The organism is Streptomyces sp. NPDC036822 (assembly GCF_055609145.1).
The window spans coordinates 265,535-285,605 of sequence record NZ_JBVJPY010000003.1; the positions used below are offsets into that span (position 1 = coordinate 265,535).

The window sequence follows — 20,071 nt, forward strand, 5'->3', positions numbered from 1 at the left end:
TTTTCGAAATCATGCCTGTCGTATCGCGGTCCGGCATGTGGGGCGGGCATCCGGGGCATGCGAGGATCGACCCGCCAGGGGAGACCCCGAGGAGATCGACGGAAGGCGGATCGTGGCCGAGCAGCTGTACGCCACTCTGAAGACCAGCCAGGGCGACATCGAGATCCGGCTGCTGCCGCATCACGCGCCGAAGACGGTCCGGAACTTCGTGGAGCTCGCCCAGGGCGAGCGGGAGTGGACCCACCCCGCGACCGGCAAGGTCTCCACGGACCGTCTCTACGACGGCACCGTCTTCCACCGGGTCATCAAGGGGTTCATGATCCAGGGCGGCGACCCGCTGGGGAACGGCACCGGCGGTCCGGGGTATGAGTTCGCGGACGAGTTCCACCCCGAGCTGTTCTTCGACCGTCCCTACCTGCTGGCCATGGCCAATGCGGGGCCGGGGACCAACGGGTCGCAGTTCTTCGTCACCGTCGGTGCCACGAGCTGGCTCAACCGCAAGCACACGATCTTCGGCGAGGTGGTGGGCGAGGCGAGCAAGAAGGTCGTGGACGCGATCGCCACCACGGAGACCAATCCGCGCACCGAGCGCCCGGTCCAGGACGTGGTCATCGAGTCCGTCGTGATCGAGACCCGCCAGAGCTGACCGCCCCGGAGCCTGCCGCGTCCGGGAACCTTTTCGCCCCGCCCGTCCGTCAGGAGGGCGGGGCGGTGCCGTGCGTCGCCCGCGCGCGTACATCCCAGCCGCCCCCTGTCCTCGGGAGGGACCCCATGGAGCCGGAGTCCGGCCCGCCGCGCTGTTACCGTCACCCGGACGTCGAGACCGGCATCCGCTGCACCCGCTGCGAGAAGCCGATCTGCCCCCGGTGCATGGTCTCCGCCTCCGTGGGCTTCCAGTGCCCCGACTGTGTGCGCGGCGGCTCCGGCACGGGCCACGCGCCCGACGCCAACCAGCCGCGGACCCTGGCCGGCGGCCGGGTGGCGTCCGACGGGCGCCTGGTCACGAAGATCCTCATCGCGATCAACCTGGCGCTCTTCATCGCCGTCCAGGTGGCCGGCGACCGCCTCGTGGACGAGCTGTCGCTGATCGGGTACGCGTACAGCCCGGCGCTGGCCGAGGTGGTGGGGGTCGCCGACGGCGAGTGGTACCGGCTGGTGACGTCCACCGTCCTGCACCAGGAGATCCCGCACTTCGTCTTCAACATGCTGGGCCTGTGGATCATCGGCGGGATCGTCGAGCCGGAGCTCGGGCGGATCCGCTACGCCGTGCTGTGCCTGCTCTCCGGGCTTTCCGGCTCGGCTCTGGCCTTCCTGGTCGCCGCCCCGAACCAGCCGTCGCTGGGCGCCTCGGGCGTCGTCTTCGGCCTGATCGGCTCGTGGGTGGTGCTGGCCCGCCGCCGGCGGTACGACATGCGGCCGGTGATCCTGTTCACGGCGCTGTCCCTGCTGCTGACCTTCACCCGGCCGGGCATCTCCTGGGAGGCGCACATCGGCGGCCTGGTCGGTGGCGCGCTGGTGACGTACGGACTGGTGCACGCGCCCCGGGCCCGCCGGGCGCTCGTCCAGTACGCGGCCTGTGGACTGGTACTCGTGATCGACCTGGGTCTGGTCCTGGCCCGCTCCGCCGCGCTCACCTGAGCAGCCGTGGCTGTGGATGAGCCTCTGAGGAGAGCTTTCCCCAGAGTTATCCACAGGTTGAGGGTCAGGGTGTGCGTTTCCTGGGAACAACTGTGCCCCTTGTCTCTGAGCTGGGACTTTCCCGTCAGAGCAAGGGGCCTGCCACCCTCTGTCACCAGGGCGGCGCAGTCACACCGGCGTCAACCTACCGGTGGGTTATCCACAGATCTTCGTAAGTTATCCAGTGCTGTGCACAACGCTGTGGATAACCTCAGGGCAAGGCTTGACGGCCGACCCGGGGGCGGCTACTTCCACTGGGTGGAGACGCCGAACCCGGCCGCGATGAACCCGAAGCCCACGACGATGTTCCAGTTGTTGATGGACTTCACCGGCAGCGACCCGTCGGTGACGTAGAAGACGACGATCCACACCAGCCCGATCAGGAACAGCGCCAGCATCACGGGTGCCACCCAGCTGCGATTGGTCAGCTTGATGGCGGTGGCCTGCTTGGCGGGCGGGGGCGTGAAGTCGGCCTTCTTGCGGATACGTGACTTCGGCACGAGGGACTCTCCTGTCGATGCGCTGCGTGACCGCGCAGGGAACTGTGGCTGGCGCCGGGATGTGACGTAGGAGGACCACTGCGTCCCCCGGGCGTCCGTTAGCGTAGTGCTTCCGTGGCACCGAAGGGGATCAGGGTACGTTGAGCAATTCCGCCGACTCTCCCACCGGGCCGGGCCGATCATCCCAGTGGCGGCCCGTCCGGGTCCTCACCGCTGCCGTTTTCGCCCTCGCCGGGCTGATCTTCGTCACCAGTTTCAACACTGCCAAGGGCACCAACATCCGCACGGACGCCTCGCTGCTGAGGCTCTCCGACCTGATCGAGGAACGCAGCCACAAGAACGCGGGCCTGGACGAGTCCACCGCCGCGGTACGCCGCCAGGTCGACGCCCTCGCCGCCCGCGACGACGGCTCCACCCGGGCCGAGGACGCCAGGCTGCGAGCCCTCGAGACGGCCGCCGGCACCACGGAGACCTCCGGACCCGGGCTGACCGTCACCCTCAATGATGCCCCGCAGAACGCCCAGGCGGCCCCTGGATACCCCGAACCGCAGGCCAACGACCTCGTGATCCACCAGCAGGATCTCCAGGCCGTCGTGAACGCCCTGTGGAAAGGCGGCGCCAAGGGCATCAAGGTGATGGACCAGCGGCTCATCTCCACCAGCGCCGTCCGCTGCGTCGGCAACACCCTGATCCTCCAGGGCCGGGTCTACTCCCCGCCGTACAAGATCACCGCTGTGGGTGACCGGGACGCGCTGAACAAGGCGCTCACCGACTCCCCGGCGATCCAGAACTACCAGCTCTACGTGAAGGCCTACGGGCTCGGCTGGAAAGTGGACGAGCACCGGGCGGTGACTCTCCCCGGCTACTCGGGCACAGTGGACCTCCACCACGCGAAGCCGGTGAGCTGACCGACCACGAGCCGACCGCAGGGAGGGCCGGGTGGGGCTGTCCGTACGACTGGTCGTGAGAACCCTCAGCGAGGTCTGCGTCACCGCCGGAACGGTGATCCTCCTCTTCGTCGCGTACGTGCTGTTCTGGACCGGTGTCGAAGCCGGCAGCGCCACGGCCGGCGAGGTCGACCTGCTCCAGCGCGCCTGGGTCGAGCAGCCCCTCCCCGGGCCTTCCGGGACCGGGAAGGGCACCGGGCCCGGCCCGGACACCGCCGCACCGCCCGCCCCCCGGCCGTACACGGCCGGCAAGGGCATCGCCGTCATGTACGTCCCCCGCTTCGGCGAGGACTGGGAATGGCCCGTCCTGGAAGGCACCGCCCCCGGCACCCTGAAGAAGGGGCTCGGCCACTACGCCTCCACCGCCCGCCTCGGCGGGACCGGCAACTTCTCCGTGGCCGGCCACCGCCGCACGTACGGAGATCCCTTCAAGGACGTCCCCCGGCTGCGCCCGGGCGACCCCGTCGTCCTCACCGACGGGACGACCTGGTTCACCTACCGCGTCGCCCGCGCGCCCCTCCGGACCGTGCCGACCGACATCGGCGTGATCGACCCGGTGCCCCGCGGATCGGGCTTCGAAGGACCCGGCCGCTACCTCACCCTCACCACCTGCGAGCCGGAGTGGGGCAGCAGCCACCGCCTGGTCGTCTGGGCGAACCTGGACGCCACCCGGCCTGTGACGCACGGCAAGCCACCGGCTTTGCACGGCTGACCCCTCGTGGGGGCCATCGCCCCGTACTCTGGTCCCCAGACGAACGGAAGGGGCAGTGGACGGCATGTACGGCTGGATCTGGCGGCATCTGCCGGGCAACGCGTGGGTGCGGGGTTTCCTGTCCCTCGTGCTGGTCCTCGCGGTCGTCTACGCCCTCTTCCAGTATGTGTTCCCCTGGGCGGAGCCTCTGCTTCCGTTCAACGATGTGACGGTGGACGGCCAGTGAGCGCGCGGATTCTCGTCGTCGACAACTACGACAGCTTCGTCTTCAACCTCGTGCAGTACCTCTACCAGCTCGGTGCCGAGTGCGAGGTGGTGCGCAACGACGAGGTCGAGCTGAGCCACGCCCAGGACGGCTTCGACGGCGTCCTGCTCTCCCCCGGCCCCGGCGCTCCCGAACAGGCCGGCGTCTGCATCGACATGGTGCGCCACTGCGCGGACACCGGCGTGCCCGTCTTCGGTGTCTGCCTGGGCATGCAGTCCATGGCCGTCGCCTACGGCGGCGTCGTCGACCGGGCCCCGGAGCTGCTGCACGGCAAGACCTCCCTCGTCCGCCACGAGGGCACGGGCGTCTTCGCCGGCCTGCCCTCGCCCTTCACCGCGACCCGGTACCACTCGCTCGCCGCCGAGCCCACGCGCCTGCCGGACGAGCTGGAGGTCACCGCCCGGACCGACGACGGCATCATCATGGGGCTGCGCCACCGTGAACGGGACGTCGAAGGGGTGCAGTTCCACCCGGAGTCGGTGCTCACCGAGCACGGCCACCTGATGCTCGCCAACTGGCTGGAGCGGTGCGGCGACAAGGGGGCGGTCGGGCGGTCGGCGGGGCTCGCGCCGGTGGTGGGCAAGGCCGTCGCGTGACGGCGGGGTCGCCGTGGTTCCGGGCGACGAACCCGCCGGAGCCGCAACCCGAGCCCGCGCCCGTACCCGTACAGCACCCCGCGCCGGACTCCGAGCCGGATCCGCTGACATACGCGGGACCGCAGGCGGTGCCTCATCCGGTCCCGGACGCGGTGCACGACCCCGTCACCGCGCCGCGGTACGAGGAGACGGCCTACCCGCCCTCCTACGGGACGACGGCGTACGCACCCGTACGGAAGCCCCAGGTGCCCCAAGCACCCCAGGAGACCCCCTTCCAGGGCCCGTACGAGGCCACCTACGACGCCCCGTACGCGTCCTACGACGAGACCGTGGCCCTGCGGTCGGTCGACACCGACCCGGAGCCCGCGCCGACGCCCTCGCCGAGACCCTCCCCGACGCCCGACCTGGGGCCCGGCAGAGCCGAGCGCCGCCGCGCCGCCAAGGGCAAGGGCAAAGGCAAGGGGCGCCGAGGGGCCACCACCCCCGCGCCGGCCCCCGCCGCGCCCGCCGCCCCCCTCTCCCGCGTCGAGGCCCGCCGGGCGGCGCGCGCCCGCAAGGAGAGCGTCGGCGTCGTCGCCAGCCGCGTCGTGGGCGAACTGTTCATCACCTTCGGCGTCGTCATGCTGCTGTTCGTCACCTACCAGCTGTGGTGGACGAACGTCCGCGCCGGCCAGCAGACCGACCAGGCCAAGGAACAGATCGAGGACGCCTGGACGAAGGGCCGCGCCCCGGAGGCGTTCGAGCCCGGGCAGGGCTTCGCCATCATGTACATCCCCAAGCTGGACGTCGTCGTCCCCATCGCCGAGGGCATCAACAAGCCCAAGGTCCTGGACCGGGGCATGGTCGGCCACTACGCCGAGGGCAGCCTGAAGACGGCGATGCCCTCCGACAAGCAGGGCAACTTCGCCGTCGCCGGCCACCGCAACACGCACGGCGAGCCGTTCCGGTACATCAACCAGCTGCGCCCCGGGGACCCGATCGTCGTCGAGACGCAGGACGCGTACTACACCTACGAGATGGCGAGCATCCTGCCGCAGACCTCGCCGTCGAACGTCGCCGTCATCGACCCGGTGCCCCAGGGGTCGGGCTTCACGGCCCCCGGGCGGTACATCACGCTCACCACCTGCACCCCCGAATTCACCAGTACGTACCGCATGATCGTGTGGGGCAAGATGGTCGAGGAACGCCCGCGCAGCAAGGGGAAACCGGACGCGCTCGTAGGCTGAGACCCCATTCCTCAAGACGGGACGACGTAGTGGCAGCACGTGCGCGCAGCAGGATCGCCGGAATCATCAGCCTCTTCGGTGAACTCCTCATCACCGCCGGTCTGGTGCTCGGACTCTTCGTCGTCTACTCGCTGTGGTGGACCAACGTCCTCGCCGACCGCGCCGCCGACCAGGAAGGCGATCAGGTCCGCGACCGCTGGGCCGGCGGACCGGGCGCCCTCGACACCAAGGACGGCATCGGCTTCCTGCACGTACCCGCCATGGACGACGGCGAGATACTGGTCAAGAAGGGCACCGACACCAAGACCCTCAACAACGGTGTCGCCGGCTACTACACCGACCCGATCAAGTCGGCCCTCCCGCAGGACAAGCAGGGCAACTTCACGCTCGCCGCGCACCGCGACGGGCACGGGGCGAAGTTCCACAACATCCACAAGTTGAAGAACGGCGACTCGATCATCTTCGAGTCCCAGGACACCTGGTTCGTCTACAAGGTCTACAAGACCCTGCCGGAGACGACGAAGTACAACGTGGACGTCATCCAGCCCGTCCCCGAGGAGTCGGGCAGGAAGAAGCCGGGCCGCTACATCACCCTGACGACGTGCACCCCGATGTACACCTCGGACCACCGCTACATCGTCTGGGGCGAACTGGAGCGGACGGAGAAGGTGGACCGGGACCGCACACCGCCGGCCGAACTGCGCTGACGGGCGGCCCGCGTCGCCCACGAGTCATGACGAAGGCCCCGGCATCCTCGAGGATGCCGGGGCCTTCGCGTGGTACGTCCGCCGAGGCTAGTCGAAGAAGCCGCCGCCGTCGTTTCCGCCCGCGGTGTAGACGGTGATCGTCTGGCCCGGGGTGACCTGACTGCCCTCCGGCGGGTTGGTGCCGAGGACCGTGGCGTTGTCCCTGTCCGAGCCCTGAGGCGTCACGACCAGGCCCAACGCCTCCAGCTGTTGCTTCACTTCCTGGTACTTCTTGCCGGCGAGGCCGCCCGGGATCGTGGCCGGAGGCTGCTGCTGCGGGCCCTTGGAGACCTTCAGCGTGATCTGGACGTCCTTGGGCTGGTCCGTGTTCCCCCGCGGGGTCTGCTCGATGACCGTGCCCGCGGGCTGGTCCGAGTCGACGTCCTGGCGGGCGATGTTCGTGAACCCGAGGGTCGACAGCTGCTGGACGGCCGCGTCGTACGACTTCGTGGTGACGTCGGGCAGCGGCGTCTGCTTCTTCTTCGCCACCGTGATCGTCACCTCGGTGTTCTGCTCCGCCTTCGAGCCACCGGTCGGGTTCTGGCTCAGGACCCGGCCCGGCTCCTCGTCGGACTCCTCCTTCACGACCTTCACCTGGAAGCCCTTGGCGCGCAGCTGTTCCTCCGCGCTCTCCTGGGACTTCTCGGTGACGTCCGGCACCTCGATCTGCGGGGCGCCCTCGGAGACCACGACCGAGATCGTCTCGTTGACGTTCATCTTCGCCGTGCCGTCGGCCGCCGGAGTCTGCCGGCAGATCGTGCCCTTGGGCTGGTCGCAGCGCTCGGCGCCCGACTGCGCGACCTTCACCTGGGCGTTGGTCGCGAGGCCCTCGGCCTCCTGAAGCGTCTTGCCGACGAACTGCGGCACGACCACCTGGTCCGTGCCCTCCTTGCCGTCGAAGATGGAGCGGCCGATCAGGATCGCGCCGACGAGCACCAGGATGCCCGCGAGGACCAGCAGGATCGTCGAGGTGTTCGACTTCTTCTGCTGGCGGCGGCGGGCCGGGCGGTCGTCGTAGCCGTATCCGCCGTCGTCGGGGTTGACCGGCGGCAGCATGGAGGTCTGGCCCGCCGCGTCGGTCTGGCGCAGCGCCGCCGTCGGCTGGTCGTCCGGCGGGTAGCCGCCGTAACCGCCGTACCCGGCCGCGCCCATCCCGGCGGCCGCGGCGACCGGCTGACCGTCGAGGCAGGCCTCGATGTCGGCGCGCATCTCGTCCGCGGACTGGTAGCGGTAGTCGGGGTCCTTGACCAGCGCCTTCAGGACGATGGCGTCCATCGAGGGCGTGATCTCGGGGTCGAAGTTGCTCGGCGGCTGCGGCTCCTCCCGTACGTGCTGGTAGGCGACCGCGACCGGGGAGTCGCCCACGAAGGGCGGCCGGACGGTCAGCAGCTCGTACAGCAGGCAGCCGGTGGAGTACAGGTCGGAGCGGGCGTCGACCTGCTCGCCCTTGGCCTGCTCCGGGGAGAGGTACTGCGCGGTGCCGATGACCGCGGCGGTCTGCGTCATGGTCATGCCGGCGTCGCCCATGGCTCGGGCGATGCCGAAGTCCATGACCTTGACCTGGCCGGTCCGCGTCAACATGACGTTCGCCGGCTTGATGTCACGGTGCACGATGCCGGCGCGGTGCGAGTACTCCAGGGCCTGGAGGATGCCGACGGTCATCTCGAGGGTGCGCTCGGGCAGCAGCTTGCGCCCGGAGTGCAGCAGCTCACGCAGGGTCGAGCCGTCGACGTACTCCATCACGATGTACGGGATCGAGACCCCGTCGACGTAGTCCTCGCCCGTGTCGTAGACCGCGACGATCGCAGGGTGGTTGAGCGAGGCGGCAGACTGGGCCTCACGGCGGAACCGGGCCTGGAAGGACGGGTCACGGGCGAGATCGGCCCGCAGCGTCTTCACGGCGACGGTGCGGCCGAGCCGGGTGTCGTGGGCGAGGTAGACCTCGGCCATGCCACCACGGCCGAGCACCGAGCCCAGCTCGTACCGGCCGCCGAGGCGACGCGGCTCTTCCATAGCTAATCCAGCCCTCTCCGTCTGTCCCGACCGCACCCGTGTGTGGTCCGGCGGTGTGCTGTTCGCGCATACGCTACCGGCCGCGGGGAAGGCGTTCCGCCCGCGACCGGCACCTGATACCTGACCGGTATCCGGCCGGAACCCGGCCGTACGGTCAGCTCCTGGTCTTCAGTACCGCCTTCATCACGGCCTTGGCGATCGGGGCGGCGAGGCCGCCACCGCTGATGTCCTCGCGGGAGGTGCCCTCGGAGTCCTCGACGATGACGGCGACGGCGACCGGGGAGCCCTGATCGGTCTTGGCGTAGGAGATGAACCAGGCGTAGGGCCGCTTGGCGTTCTTCTCGCCGTGCTGGGCCGTACCCGTCTTGCCGCCGACCTTGACGCCGTCCATGTCCAGGTCGGCGTTGCCGCCCGTGCCGTTCTCGACGACGTTCTCCATCATCGTCTGGATCAGCTGGGCGTTCTGCTGCGAGACCGGACGGCTCATCTCCTCGGGCTCGTTCCGCTTGAGCACGTCGAGATTGGGCGCGCGCAGCTCCTCGATCATGTACGGCTTCATGAGCTTGCCGTCGTTGGCGATCGCCGCGGTGACCATCGCCATCTGGAGCGGGGAGGTCGCCGTGTTGAACTGGCCGATGGAGGAGAGGGCGTTCCCGCCGCGGTCCATCTTCTTGTCGTAGACGGAGGCGGCCGAGCGGACGGGGGTGAACTGCTCGGCGTTGAAGCCGAACTTCTCGGCCGTCTCGACCATCTTCTCGCGGCCGACCTCGTCACCGAGCTTGGCGAAGACGGAGTTGCAGGACACTTCGAGCGCACGGTTCAGGCTGGCGTTCTCGCAGCCGTTCGCGTGGTTCTTCATGTTCGTCGTGGACAGCGGGATCTTGTACGGCTCCGGCGTGTCCGTCGGCGCGTTGATGTCCGTGACCTTGCCGTTCTCCAGCGCCGCGGCCGCCGTGACGACCTTGAAGACGGAGCCCGGAGGGTAGATCTCGCGCAGCGCGCGGTTGAGCTTCGGCTTGTTCTTGTTCTGCTCGAGCGCGACCCACGCCTTCTCGTCCTTGCGGGAGTAGCCGGCGAAGGACGACGGGTCGTACGAGGGGGTGGAGGCGAGCGCCAGGATCTTGCCCGTCTTGGGCTCGATGGCCACGACGGCGCCGGTCTTCTTGCCGAGCCCCTCGAAGGCGGCCTTCTGCGCGGCGCCGCTCAGGGTGGTGACGACGTCGCCGCCCTTCTTCTTGTCGCCGGTGAACATCGCCAGCGTGCGGTCGAAGAAGAGCCGGTCGTCGTTGCCGGTGAGGATGCCGTCCTCGATCTTCTCGATCTGGTTGGCGTCGTAGGCCTGCGAGGCGTACCCGGTCACCGGGGCCCACATGGGGCCGTCGGTGTACGTCCGCTTGAAGCGGTAGTACGGGTCCTGGGAGTCGACCGAGCCCGTGATGGGCTTGCCGTCCACGATGATGTTGCCGCGGACGTTGGCGTACCGCTCGATCTGCACCCGCTTGTTACGGGGGTGGGCGTTCAGCTCGTCGGCGCGGACGTACTGGATCCAGTTGTCCCGGATCAGCAGGGCGAGGACCAGCAGGCCGCAGAAGATCGCGACCCGGCGCAGGGGCTTGTTCACGGACGGACCACCTGGGTCATCTCGGCGTCGGGGGACGGGGCGGGGGCGGGCGCCGGGCGGCGCGCGGTGTCGCTGATCCGGATGAGGATGCCGATCAGGGCCCAGTTGGCGATCACGGAGGAACCGCCGTACGCGAGGAACGGCATGGTCATACCGGTCAGCGGGATGAGGCCCATCACACCGCCGGCGACGACGAAGATCTGCAGCGCGAACGCGCCGGACAGGCCCATCGCGAGCAGCTTGCCGAACGGGTCGCGGGCCGCGAGGGCGGTGCGGACACCGCGCTCGATGATCAGGCCGTACAGCAGCAGGAACGCCATGACACCGGTCAGCCCGAGCTCCTCGCCGACCGTGGCGAAGATGAAGTCGGAGTTGGCGGCGAAGCCGATCAGGTCGGAGTTGCCCTGGCCCAGGCCGGTGCCGAGGATGCCACCGGAACCGAAGGACATCAGCACCTGGGACATCTGGTCACAGGCCGCCGCCATGTTGGACCCCTCGGGAGCCGTCTTCAGACAGCCGAAGGGGTCGCTCCACGCCGCCACACGGGACTGGACGTGCCCGGCGAACGAGGCGACACCGGCCGCGCCCGCGATGGACATCAGCAGACCCATGACGATCCAGCTGGTCCGCTCCGTCGCCACGTACAGCATGATCACGAACATGCCGAAGAACAGCAGTGACGTGCCGAGGTCGTTCTCGAAGATCAGGATGAGGAGGCTCACGGCCCAGATCGTGAGGATCGGTCCGAGGTCGCGGCCGCGCGGCAGGTAGAGGCCCATGAAGCGGCGGCTGGCCAGGGCCAGCGCGTCCCGTTTCACCATCAGGTAGCCGGAGAAGAACACCGCGAGAACGATCTTCGCGAACTCGCCGGGCTGGATGGAGAAGCCGCCGACGTTGATCCAGATCTTGGCGCCGAAGACGTCCGCGCCGAGCCCCGGCACCAGCGGCAGCAGCAGCAGGACGAGGGCGGCGACCATCGAGATGTACGTGTACCGCTGCAGGACCCGGTGGTCCTTCAGGATCAGCAGCACGCCCACGAACATCGCGATGCCGATCGCCGAGTACAGCATCTGGTTCGGGGCGTCCGGGCTGAAGGTCTTGTACCGGGCGATGATCCGCGGCGACTGGTCGAGCCGCCAGATCAGCACCAGACCGAGGCCGTTGAGCAGCGTGGCCAGCGGCAGCAGCAGCGGGTCGGAGTACGGGGCGAACTTCCGCACCACGAGATGCGCGACGCTCGCGAGCAGGCCGAGACCGAGGCCGTACCCGAGCATGCCCGAGGGCACCTCGCCGTCCAGCGCCAGGCCGACGTTGAGGTACGCGAACACCGGGATGACGACGGCGAACGCGAGCAGCGCCAGCTCGGTGTTGCGGCGGCTCGGCGCCTCGATCGCGCCGATGGTGGTCGTGTTGGTGACAACGCTCATGGTGGTGAAAGGCCCCCTACGGGTCTTACTGCTTGCCGCAGTTCGAGGCCAGCTCCTTCTCGTCCTGCGAGAGGGTGGGACCCGGTGAGGGAGCGGCTGTGGTGGGCTTGGGGTCGGGCGAGGTCGAGCCGTCCGCGGGCGGCTTGCTCGCCTGGTCCGCGGCCTTCTCCGCGGCCGCGCGGCGCTGCTCTTCCTTCTTGCAGGCCGAGGCCTGCGCGGCGAGTCCCTGGATCTTCGCCTCCGCCTTGCCGAGGCTGCCCCCGGCGATCGTCTCCTCGACCTGCTTCCGCTGGTACGGCGGCAGGTACTTGAGTTCGATCTCGGGGTGGTCCTTCTCCACCTTGGAGAGCGAGATCCAGGCCAGGTCCTGGCTGATGCCCCGGTACAGCGCCACGTGCTCGTCCTTGGAGCCGACGTAGTACTGCGTCTGCGTCCAGCGGTAGCCGCCGTAGGTGCCGCCGCCGAGCACGGCGAGCGCGAGGATCAGGAGGAAGCTCCGCTTCAGCCACTTGCGGCCGGTGCGCGGCTTGTCGAAGTCCTCGTCGCTGTAGGCCCCGAAGGAGCCCTGCGGCGGCATCCCGCCATAGCCGTGGTCGTCACCGCTGCCGGGCGGGCCGAAGCCACCCGCGGGCGGCTGCTGGTGCGCGCCCGCGCGGCCGAGCCCGGAGGCGCGGCCGGCGGGGGTCTGCATCGCTCCGCCGTCGTTCAGCTGTGCCTGGTTCTCCGCGACCGCGCCGACGATGACGGGGGTGTCGCTGAGCTGCCCGGCGAGGGTGTCGCCGCCGTCGACGTCGAGGACGTCGGCGACGATCACCGTGATGTTGTCGGGGCCGCCGCCGCGCAGCGCGAGCTGGATCAGCTCCTGCACGGTCTCCTGCGGGCCCTGGTAACTGGCGAGGGTGTCCTCCATCGTCTGATGGGAGACGACCCCGGACAGCCCGTCGGAGCAGATCAGATAGCGGTCGCCCGCCCGGACCTCACGGATCGACAGATCCGGCTCGACGTGGTCGCCGCTGCCCAGCGCGCGCATCAGGAGGGAGCGCTGCGGGTGGGTGGTGGCCTCTTCCTCGGTGATCCGGCCCTCGTCGACCAGCCGCTGCACCCACGTGTGGTCCTGGGTGATCTGCGTCAGCATCCCGTCGCGCAGGAGGTACGCGCGGGAGTCGCCGACGTGCACCAGGCCGAGGCGCTGGCCCGTCCACAGCAGGGCGGTGAGCGTGGTGCCCATGCCCTCCAGCTGGGGGTCCTCCTCGACCATCATGCGCAGCTGGTCGTTGGCCCGCTGCACGGCGGCACCGAGCGAGGTGAGGATGTCCGAGCTGGGGACGTCGTCGTCGAGCGTGACGAGCGTGGAGATCACCTCGGAGGAGGCGACCTCACCGGCGGCCTGGCCGCCCATGCCGTCGGCGATCGCGAGCAGCCGCGGCCCGGCGTAACCGGAGTCCTCGTTGCCCTCGCGGATCATGCCCTTGTGCGACCCGGCGGCGAAGCGCAGTGACAGACTCATGCGCACCTGCCCTGTCGACGCCGCCTCGGGGTACAGCCGGTCTCGAGCCACACTGCCCACCCTCCGGTCGGGAGCCCGTGCCGGTACGCGGCCCGGGTGTGCCGGTCCACCGCGCCGTCCGTCGTGGGGACCGCCTCGGCCCGCTCGCTCCGCTCGCACTCATACATGACGTAGCACTACTTCCGCAGCTCGATGACGGTCTTGCCGATGCGGATCGGCGCGCCCAGCGGAATCGGTGTGGCGGTGGTGAGTCGGGTCCGGTCCAGATACGTGCCGTTGGTGGACCCGAGATCCTCGACGATCCACTGGCCGTCCCGGTCCGGGTAGATCCTGGCATGCCGGCTGGAGGCGTAGTCGTCGTCCAGCACGATCGTCGAGTCGTGGGCCCGGCCCAGCGTGATGGTCTGCCCCTGGAGGGCGACCGTCGTGCCGGTGAGGGTGCCCTCGGAGACGACCAGCTTCGTCGGGGCGCCACGGCGCTGGCGCCCACCGCCCGCGTTCTGCTGGCCGCGCTGCTGGGGCGGCGCGGCCCCTTGGCGCGCGTTCTGCTGCGGCCTGGCGTCCTGGCGCCGCGAACCGCGCTGCGTGACACGTGTGCCGAACAGATCGCTGCGGATGACCTGGACGGCCACGATGACGAACAGCCACAGAACGGCCAGGAAACCCAACCGCATGACCGTAAGGGTCAGCTCTGACATTGCCCCCGCTTCACCCTTCGGCTTGCCGGTAAACGATGGTGGTGCTGCCCACGACGATCCGCGAGCCGTCGCGGAGCGTAGCGCGGGTGGTGTGCTGCCCGTCCACCACGATGCCGTTGGTGGACCCGAGATCCTGGATCGTCGAGGGCGTTCCGGTCCTGATCTCGCAGTGCCGGCGGGACACGCCGGGATCGTCGATCCTCACGTCCGCGTCGGTGCTGCGGCCAAGGACCAGGGTCGGGCGGGAGATCTGATGGCGGGTGCCGTTGATCTCGATCCACCGGCGCACCTGGGAGCCGGCGGAAGGCATGGGGCCGGGCGCACCGGCGGCGGGGCGGCCGGCGGGCGCGGAGCGCTGCGGACCGCCCGGCGGCGGGGCCGCGGGCATCGGAGGGGCACCGACGGGAGGGTAGCCGTACCCGGGGGCGCGGCCCTGGGCGGAGCCGCCGACCGGCGGCTGCGGCTGGGACTGTGACGTACTCGATGCGAGCGTGCGGCTGCGCACCCGGTACAGGCCGGTGTCGAGGTCGTCCGCCTTCTCCAGATGGACCTTGATCGGGCCCATGAAGGTGTAGCGCTGCTGCTTGGCGTAGTCCCGGACCAGGCCGGACAGCTCGTCGCCGAGCTGGCCCGAGTAGGGGCTGAGGCGCTCGAAGTCCGGCGTGCTCAGCTCCACGATGAAGTCGTTCGGGACGACGGTCCGCTCGCGGTTCCAGATCGTCGCGTTGTTGTCGCACTCACGCTGGAGAGCGCCCGCGATCTCGACGGGCTGGACCTCGGACTTGAAGACCTTGGCGAAGGTGCCGTTGACCAGGCCTTCGAGCCGCTGCTCGAAACGCTTCAGGACTCCCATGGGGCACCTCCTCCGTCGTTGCCGTCCTGGTACTGCTTACTGATCGTATCCACGCGTCGGGAAATCGGCTGGTTCCCCTTCTCTGCCCTGTGGACGAGTGTCACCTCTCACACGGATCGTAGAGGCGGCCTGTGGACAGTGTCCCGCACCCGGCGGGTGCGCAGGGAGAGCGGGGCGAAGCGGCGGGATCGCCGGCGGGCGGTCCGTCCCCTTCCTCCCCTTCCGGTACGGATCCGACGCGTGCGTTCTCCTTCTTACCGCGCCGACTCGTCCTGCGGCTCGCTTCAGGGCTTCTTCCCTGTCTTCGTCCCGGTCTTCCGTCTTCCTGGGTCCCGGTGTCGGCTTGGGCGTCCGGTCGCGCGTCCGTCTCGGTGTCGACTGCCGGTCGGTGGTGCCCTCGAATCCGCCCCGCCTCCTCGGCTCTGCTCGGACTTTCCTTGCCCCGCCCCGCCTTTCGTCGGTCTTCGCCGGCTTCGTCGGGCTCTTCCCGGGCCTCCCCGTCTCTCCCTGTTCGCTGGACGGGGGGCCGAAACAACGGATGTGAATCCACCGTCTGCGACGTGCTAATCTTCAGATGTCGCCAGGCGCTCGCACCGAAAGGTGAGGGCCGGAGACACACCCAATGCGCGGGTGGCGGAATAGGCAGACGCGCTGGATTCAGGTTCCAGTGCCCGAAAGGGCGTGGGGGTTCAACTCCCCCCTCGCGCACCAGACGGAAGCCCCGTAGGTCATCGACCTACGGGGCTTCCGCGTTGTACAGCTCACATGACGCGTCGGTCACACGGCGGGCGTGGCCCGGCATCGCGAGCGCCGGGGACCCCGGTCCCACGTCCCACGTCCCGCCGGGCCTGCGGTCTGCCGGCCGCAGGGCGGGTCACCCGGCCGCCTGGTGCGTGCGACGTTCGTCGCACGACGGCGAGACGAAAGAGAGCCGCGGGCGGGCCGGGGCGCTGCCTAGGGTGCGAGCGTGGAAGCGTCTTCGAAGATCAGAACCGGGATCGCCGCCGGGTGGCGGTGGTTCGCGGCGCCCGGCATGTGGTCGCGGCGCAGGACCGCCGGCGAGGCGGTGCTCGCGGTGGTGCTGGCACTGCTGGCCGCCGGGACCGAGGAACTGCTCGGCGGCGAGGGATGGCAGCTCGCCGGCGTCGCCCTGGCCGCCGCCGTCCTGTCGCTGCTCCGGCGCCGGCTGCCCGCCAGCGTGCTGATCGTCACCGGGGCACTCGCGCCGCTCCTGCCGGGCTTCCTGGTCCTGCTGATCGTGGTCGGCTGGTCGGCGGGCCGCCGTATCGCCGGCGCCGGACGGGCCCTGGTGGCGTACAGCGTCGCGTACGTACTGAACGTCGCGACGACGCTCGTGGAGTCCTGGGACCAGCACCGGGTGCTGAGCCTGGTGTTCCTCTCCACGCTGTACTACCTGGCGACGACGCTGGCCCCCGGACTCGCCAACCGGTACTGGACCCAGCGCCGGACCCTGCTGCACGCCCTGCAGGAACGCAACGCCCAGCTGCTGCGGGAGCGGGTCATGGTGGCCAGTCAGGCCCGACTGCGGGAGCGGCAGCGGATCGCCCAGGACATGCACGACAGCCTCGGTCACCAGCTGGCGCTGATCTCCGTGCACACCGGCGCCCTGGAGGTCGACAGGGAGCTGACCGACCGCCAGCGCCAGGCCGTGGGCGTCCTGCGCAACGCCTCGGTGACCGCGATGCACGAGCTGCGCGAGGTCGTCGGCATCCTGAGCGACGGGATCGAGGCGCCGGACGCGGGGCCGCCCGCGCCTGTGCGGGCCGGAGACGAGTCGGGACGGGCGGCGCGGGGGACCGCCGGTATCGAAGGGCTCGTGGAGGCGGCCAGAGCCGCGGGGAACCGGGTGGAACTACGCCGGACCGGCGGGCCCCAGGCGCTGCCGCCCGCTGCGGACCACGCCGCGTACCGGATCGTCCAGGAGGCGCTGACCAACGCCTACAAGCACGCTCCCGGCGCCCTCATAGGCGTCGAACTGCGCTACGAACCTGACTCCTTCGTCGTGGAGATCGTCAACGAGCCGGCCGCGTCCCCTCCACGCGACGTCGTCAGCGGCGGCCAGGGCCTGACCGGGCTGCACGAGAGGGCCCGGCTCGTCGGCGGCATGGTCCACGCCGGCCCGGTGGACGGCGGCGGCTTCCGGGTCGCCGGAGTCCTGCCCTACGGGGTGGGAGAAGCAACGCCTTTGGTCGATGTCGCCGACGACTTCCGGCAGCAGTCGACGGCGCCCGTGTTCGACGACGGTGGACCGGTCGCGGTCGGACCGGCCGACTGGACGTTCACGGAGCGGGAGCTGGCGATGGCGTTGCGCGGGGGCAGGAGCAAGGCGAACGGGTTCGCGCTGGGATGCGGGATCGCCTTCGCGGCGCTGGTGCTGCTGATGGTGGCGGCCGGCTTCGGCATCTACTTCCTGGTGGGATCCATGAAGGAAGGAATGATCGACCCCGGCGAGTACGAGGCGGTGAAGGTCGGCACCGCCGAGCAGGAGGTCCGCGACCGGCTTCCCTCCGGCGACACCATCGCCACCACGGGGCTGCACGGCAGAGGACCCGCCGAGCCGGCGGGGTCCACCTGCCTGGTGCTGATGTCCTCGGAGATAGGGGACGACTTCGAGGCGGAGCCGGTTTTCCGGTTCTGCTTCAAGGACGGCAAGCTGATCGAGAAGAAGTCCTACGAGGTCAAGCGGTAGCGCTGGCCGCGCCGTGTCGGTAGCCGTTGGGGAGTAGCTGTGGGGCAGCGCATCAGGGTCGTGATCGCCGATGACGAACCGCTGATCAGGGCGGGGATCCGGATGATCCTCACCTCGGACCCGGAGATCGAGGTGGTCGCGGAGGCCGCCGACGGCAGGGCGGCGGTCGACGAGGCCCGGGCGCACGCGGCCGACGTGGTGCTCCTCGACATCCAGATGCCGGTGCTCGACGGGCTCTCCGCCCTCCCCGAGCTGCGCCGGGCGGCTCCCTCGACGCGGGTGATCGTGCTGACCACGTTCGGCGAGCGGGAGAACGTGCTGCGGGCCCTGGAACACGGCGGTGCCGGGTTCCTCCTCAAGGACACCGCGCCCGCCGAGCTGATCCGGGCGGTGCGGGCCGCCGCCGCGGGAGACGCCTACCTCTCGCCGGCCGCCACCCGGCACGTGGTCGAGCGGCTCGCCTCGGGGCGGGAGGCGGCCCGTGCCGAGGAGGCCAGGGGCCGGGTCGCGGCGCTGAGCGAGCGGGAGCGGGACGTGCTGGCGCTGCTCGGAGAAGGGCTGTCCAACGCCGACGCGGGGAGGCGGCTGCACATGAGCGAGGCCACGGTGAAGACCTACGTGAGCCGGATCCTGGCCAAGCTCGGCTGCGAGAACCGGGTGCAGGCGGCGCTGCTGGCCAGGGACGCGGGGCTCTAGCCGGGAGTCCGGCGGGAAGGGAAGCGCTCCCGGCCGCCGTCGCGGGGCGGTCCGGGGGCGAGGCTGAGGGGTCGTCGGCCCGGGCCGGCGGGGGCGGGGTCAGCGGAGGGGGTCGGGGAAGCCGGCCGTGCCCGCGGCGTTGTAGCGGAGGAGATACGCGGCGAACCGGGCGAGATCGTCGGCGGACCAGTCCTTGAGGCGTTCCTGGTAGGCGGCGAGGCGGTTCGCCTGCGTGGACGAGAGAAGACCGGTGCCCGCCTCCGTCGGGTGCAGGACCTGCACGCGGTGGTCGTCCGGGTCCGGGCGGCGCTCCACCAGGCCCATCTTCTCCAGGCCGGCGACCTGCCTGCTGACCGTCGACTTGTCCAGCATGTAGTGCGCGGCGAGGTCCGTGGCCCGGCAGCCCCGCTGGTCGACGATGTGGGCGAGCAGCGTGTAGGAGACGAGCGGCAGCTCGGGGTGGAGCCGGGCCGCCGCGGCACGCGCCCGGCGGGCGAAGGCCGTGAGTTCCCGCTGGATGGTGTCGACGGAGTTCTCGCGGTCGCCGTCGGTCATGACGCTCCTCGGTGTGGCTGGCGGACTGTCCCGTGTCGGTTGTATAGTACAACGGTTGTTAGTTGTAAAAGCCAACCATGGAGGTGCGTACGTGACCGCCCGCCCCGCCCCCACAGGAACCAACCCCCCGGGTGCGCTGCGGCACACCCTCGGGCACCTGCTCACCCCCCTCCTCATGTGCATCGGCATGGGCCTCGCCTACCTCGGCGCCTTCCACGCCCCCCAGCCCCACGACCTGCACGTCGACATCGTCGGCTCCGGGCCCACCACCCAGGTCCTCGCCCAGACCCTCCACGACAAGGGCGACGGCGCCCTCGACATCAGCACCCTCGCCGACCGGGACGCCGCCGTCTCCGCGCTCCGCGAGCAGACCAGCTTCGGCGCCTACATCCCCGGGCCACACCCCGAACTCCTCGTCGCCTCCGCCTCCTCCGACACCAGCGCCATGGCCGTCGAGAAGGCATTCACCAAGGTCGCCGCCCAGCAGGGCGCGCCGCTCACCGTGACCGACGTCGCCCCTCTCTCCGCAGGCGACCCCACCGGGCAGGGCGTCTTCTTCCTCCTGGTCGCCCTGAGCATCGGCTCCTACGCGTCCGTCGCCGTGATCGGCGGCGCCGGAGCCGTCCTGGCCATGCGGATACGGGCCCTCCTCGCCGTCGGCATGTCCCTCGCCGTCAGCCTCGTCGGCACCCTCTTCGCCGGACCCGTGTTCCACCTCGTCGACCACGGCCTCGGCGGCCTCTGGGCCATGTCCTGGCTGTACTCGGCCGGCATCCTCCTCATCGGCGTCGGACTCCACACTTTCCTGCGCCGCTGGACCACCCTCGGCGTGATGGTGCTGTTCGTCATGCTCAACTTCACCAGCTCCGGCGGCATCTACCGCCCCGAACTCCAGCCCGGCTTCTTCGCCGCCCTGCACTCCTTCTGGAACGGCGCCGGCTTCGTCGAAGGCGCCCGCAGCCACGTCTACTTCGACGGCAACGCCCTCGGCGGCCACCTCCTCGTCCTTGCCCTGTGGCTCGCCGCCGGCCTCGCCCTCACCGCCCTCGCCGCACTGACCGAAACCCGCCGCCGTCAGCTCCCGGCCCCCACCACCGCATCCACGCCGGCACAGACACGGACGCAGACGAAGCGGGAAACGCAGGCCGACGCCGAGGCGGAGATGGAAGAAGCCGTCGGCGTGTAGCCGTCCCTCGTGAGGGGCACCCCGGCGTCCACACAGCACCGGTTGTCCACAGGGGCAGACGGCTCGAAGAACCCGGCGGTACGGTCGTCCCCAGTTGATGTCGGACAGATCGCACCACACGGTGGCGAGGTCGGGG

19 protein-coding genes and 1 tRNA gene are annotated in these 20,071 nt (G+C 70.1%); 12 read left to right on the plus strand and 8 right to left on the minus strand.

What is annotated here, in order from left to right; translation table 11 throughout:
* Positions 1–112: 112 nt before the first annotated feature.
* A complete protein-coding gene (locus tag ACZ68P_RS08735) occupies positions 113–646 on the plus strand; it encodes a peptidylprolyl isomerase (RefSeq protein WP_471004276.1) in 534 nt (177 codons plus the stop codon).
* Between the two features lie 125 nt (positions 647–771).
* Entirely contained in the window at positions 772–1,638 is an 867-nt protein-coding gene (locus tag ACZ68P_RS08740) for a rhomboid family intramembrane serine protease (protein ID WP_471004278.1), read from the plus strand.
* Between the two features lie 284 nt (positions 1,639–1,922).
* Here the strand turns inward: ACZ68P_RS08740 and crgA are convergent, their stop codons facing one another.
* Positions 1,923–2,177 (minus strand): cell division protein CrgA, encoded by a 255-nt coding sequence (gene crgA, locus ACZ68P_RS08745; RefSeq protein ID WP_471004280.1) that lies wholly within the window; start codon positions 2,175–2,177, stop codon positions 1,923–1,925.
* Between the two features lie 140 nt (positions 2,178–2,317).
* Between crgA and ACZ68P_RS08750 the strand changes: the two genes are divergently transcribed.
* The 6 genes from ACZ68P_RS08750 to ACZ68P_RS08775 are packed head-to-tail and all read left to right on the plus strand — an operon-like array spanning position 2,318 to position 6,630.
* Positions 2,318–3,085, plus strand: a complete 768-nt coding sequence (locus tag ACZ68P_RS08750; protein ID WP_365713240.1) for a DUF881 domain-containing protein — start codon at positions 2,318–2,320, stop codon at positions 3,083–3,085.
* Between the two features lie 37 nt (positions 3,086–3,122).
* Entirely contained in the window at positions 3,123–3,836 is a 714-nt protein-coding gene (locus ACZ68P_RS08755) for a class E sortase (protein WP_471004899.1), read from the plus strand.
* Between the two features lie 55 nt (positions 3,837–3,891).
* A complete protein-coding gene (locus ACZ68P_RS08760; RefSeq protein WP_365713669.1) occupies positions 3,892–4,062 on the plus strand; it encodes a hypothetical protein in 171 nt (56 codons plus the stop codon).
* A complete protein-coding gene (locus tag ACZ68P_RS08765) occupies positions 4,059–4,697 on the plus strand; it encodes an aminodeoxychorismate/anthranilate synthase component II (protein WP_471004282.1) in 639 nt (212 codons plus the stop codon). The genes ACZ68P_RS08760 and ACZ68P_RS08765 overlap by 4 nt, the downstream gene beginning before the upstream one ends.
* The gene (locus ACZ68P_RS08770) at positions 4,694–5,923 is read left to right on the plus strand and encodes a class E sortase (protein WP_471004284.1); all 1,230 of its coding nucleotides are present in this window, start codon (positions 4,694–4,696) and stop codon (positions 5,921–5,923) included. The genes ACZ68P_RS08765 and ACZ68P_RS08770 overlap by 4 nt, the downstream gene beginning before the upstream one ends.
* 29 nt (positions 5,924–5,952) lie before the next feature.
* The gene (locus tag ACZ68P_RS08775) at positions 5,953–6,630 is read left to right on the plus strand and encodes a class E sortase (protein WP_471004286.1); all 678 of its coding nucleotides are present in this window, start codon (positions 5,953–5,955) and stop codon (positions 6,628–6,630) included.
* Positions 6,631–6,717: 87 nt separating this feature from the next.
* Here the strand turns inward: ACZ68P_RS08775 and pknB are convergent, their stop codons facing one another.
* The 6 genes from pknB to ACZ68P_RS08805 all read right to left on the minus strand — a co-directional run bounded on the left by pknB (position 6,718) and on the right by ACZ68P_RS08805 (position 14,788).
* A complete protein-coding gene (gene pknB, locus ACZ68P_RS08780; protein WP_471004288.1) occupies positions 6,718–8,682 on the minus strand; it encodes a Stk1 family PASTA domain-containing Ser/Thr kinase in 1,965 nt (654 codons plus the stop codon).
* A gap of 154 nt (positions 8,683–8,836) precedes the next feature.
* Positions 8,837–10,303 (minus strand): peptidoglycan D,D-transpeptidase FtsI family protein, encoded by a 1,467-nt coding sequence (locus ACZ68P_RS08785; protein ID WP_471004290.1) that lies wholly within the window; start codon positions 10,301–10,303, stop codon positions 8,837–8,839.
* On the minus strand, positions 10,300–11,730 hold the full coding sequence (locus ACZ68P_RS08790; protein WP_471004292.1) for an FtsW/RodA/SpoVE family cell cycle protein: 1,431 nt from the start codon (positions 11,728–11,730) through the stop codon (positions 10,300–10,302). Before ACZ68P_RS08790 ends, ACZ68P_RS08785 begins: the two co-directional genes overlap by 4 nt.
* 25 nt (positions 11,731–11,755) lie before the next feature.
* The gene (locus ACZ68P_RS08795; protein ID WP_471004294.1) at positions 11,756–13,237 is read right to left on the minus strand and encodes a Stp1/IreP family PP2C-type Ser/Thr phosphatase; all 1,482 of its coding nucleotides are present in this window, start codon (positions 13,235–13,237) and stop codon (positions 11,756–11,758) included.
* A 176-nt stretch (positions 13,238–13,413) separates the two neighbouring features.
* Entirely contained in the window at positions 13,414–13,935 is a 522-nt protein-coding gene (locus ACZ68P_RS08800) for an FHA domain-containing protein FhaB/FipA (protein ID WP_471004296.1), read from the minus strand.
* 10 nt (positions 13,936–13,945) lie between these two features.
* The gene (locus ACZ68P_RS08805) at positions 13,946–14,788 is read right to left on the minus strand and encodes an FhaA domain-containing protein (RefSeq protein WP_471004298.1); all 843 of its coding nucleotides are present in this window, start codon (positions 14,786–14,788) and stop codon (positions 13,946–13,948) included.
* A gap of 624 nt (positions 14,789–15,412) precedes the next feature.
* Here ACZ68P_RS08805 and ACZ68P_RS08810 point away from each other — a divergent pair.
* The 3 genes from ACZ68P_RS08810 to ACZ68P_RS08820 all read left to right on the plus strand — a co-directional run bounded on the left by ACZ68P_RS08810 (position 15,413) and on the right by ACZ68P_RS08820 (position 18,194).
* Positions 15,413–15,499 (plus strand) — tRNA-Leu (locus ACZ68P_RS08810).
* 322 nt (positions 15,500–15,821) lie between these two features.
* Complete coding sequence (locus ACZ68P_RS08815; protein ID WP_471004901.1) at positions 15,822–17,498, plus strand: sensor histidine kinase; 1,677 nt, start codon at positions 15,822–15,824, stop codon at positions 17,496–17,498.
* 39 nt (positions 17,499–17,537) lie between these two features.
* Positions 17,538–18,194 (plus strand): response regulator transcription factor, encoded by a 657-nt coding sequence (locus ACZ68P_RS08820; RefSeq protein ID WP_471004300.1) that lies wholly within the window; start codon positions 17,538–17,540, stop codon positions 18,192–18,194.
* A gap of 99 nt (positions 18,195–18,293) precedes the next feature.
* On the opposite strand, the gene ACZ68P_RS08825 is transcribed toward ACZ68P_RS08820, so the two are convergent.
* Positions 18,294–18,749 carry a MarR family winged helix-turn-helix transcriptional regulator gene (locus ACZ68P_RS08825; RefSeq protein WP_365713217.1) on the minus strand — a complete coding sequence of 152 codons (456 nt, stop codon included), beginning with the start codon at positions 18,747–18,749 and terminating at the stop codon, positions 18,294–18,296.
* Between the two features lie 175 nt (positions 18,750–18,924).
* On the opposite strand from ACZ68P_RS08825, the gene ACZ68P_RS08830 reads away from it, so the two are divergent.
* Positions 18,925–19,935, plus strand: coding sequence for an ABC-2 transporter permease (locus ACZ68P_RS08830; protein WP_471004903.1), 1,011 nt, complete (start codon positions 18,925–18,927; stop codon positions 19,933–19,935).
* Positions 19,936–20,071 lie beyond the last annotated feature (136 nt).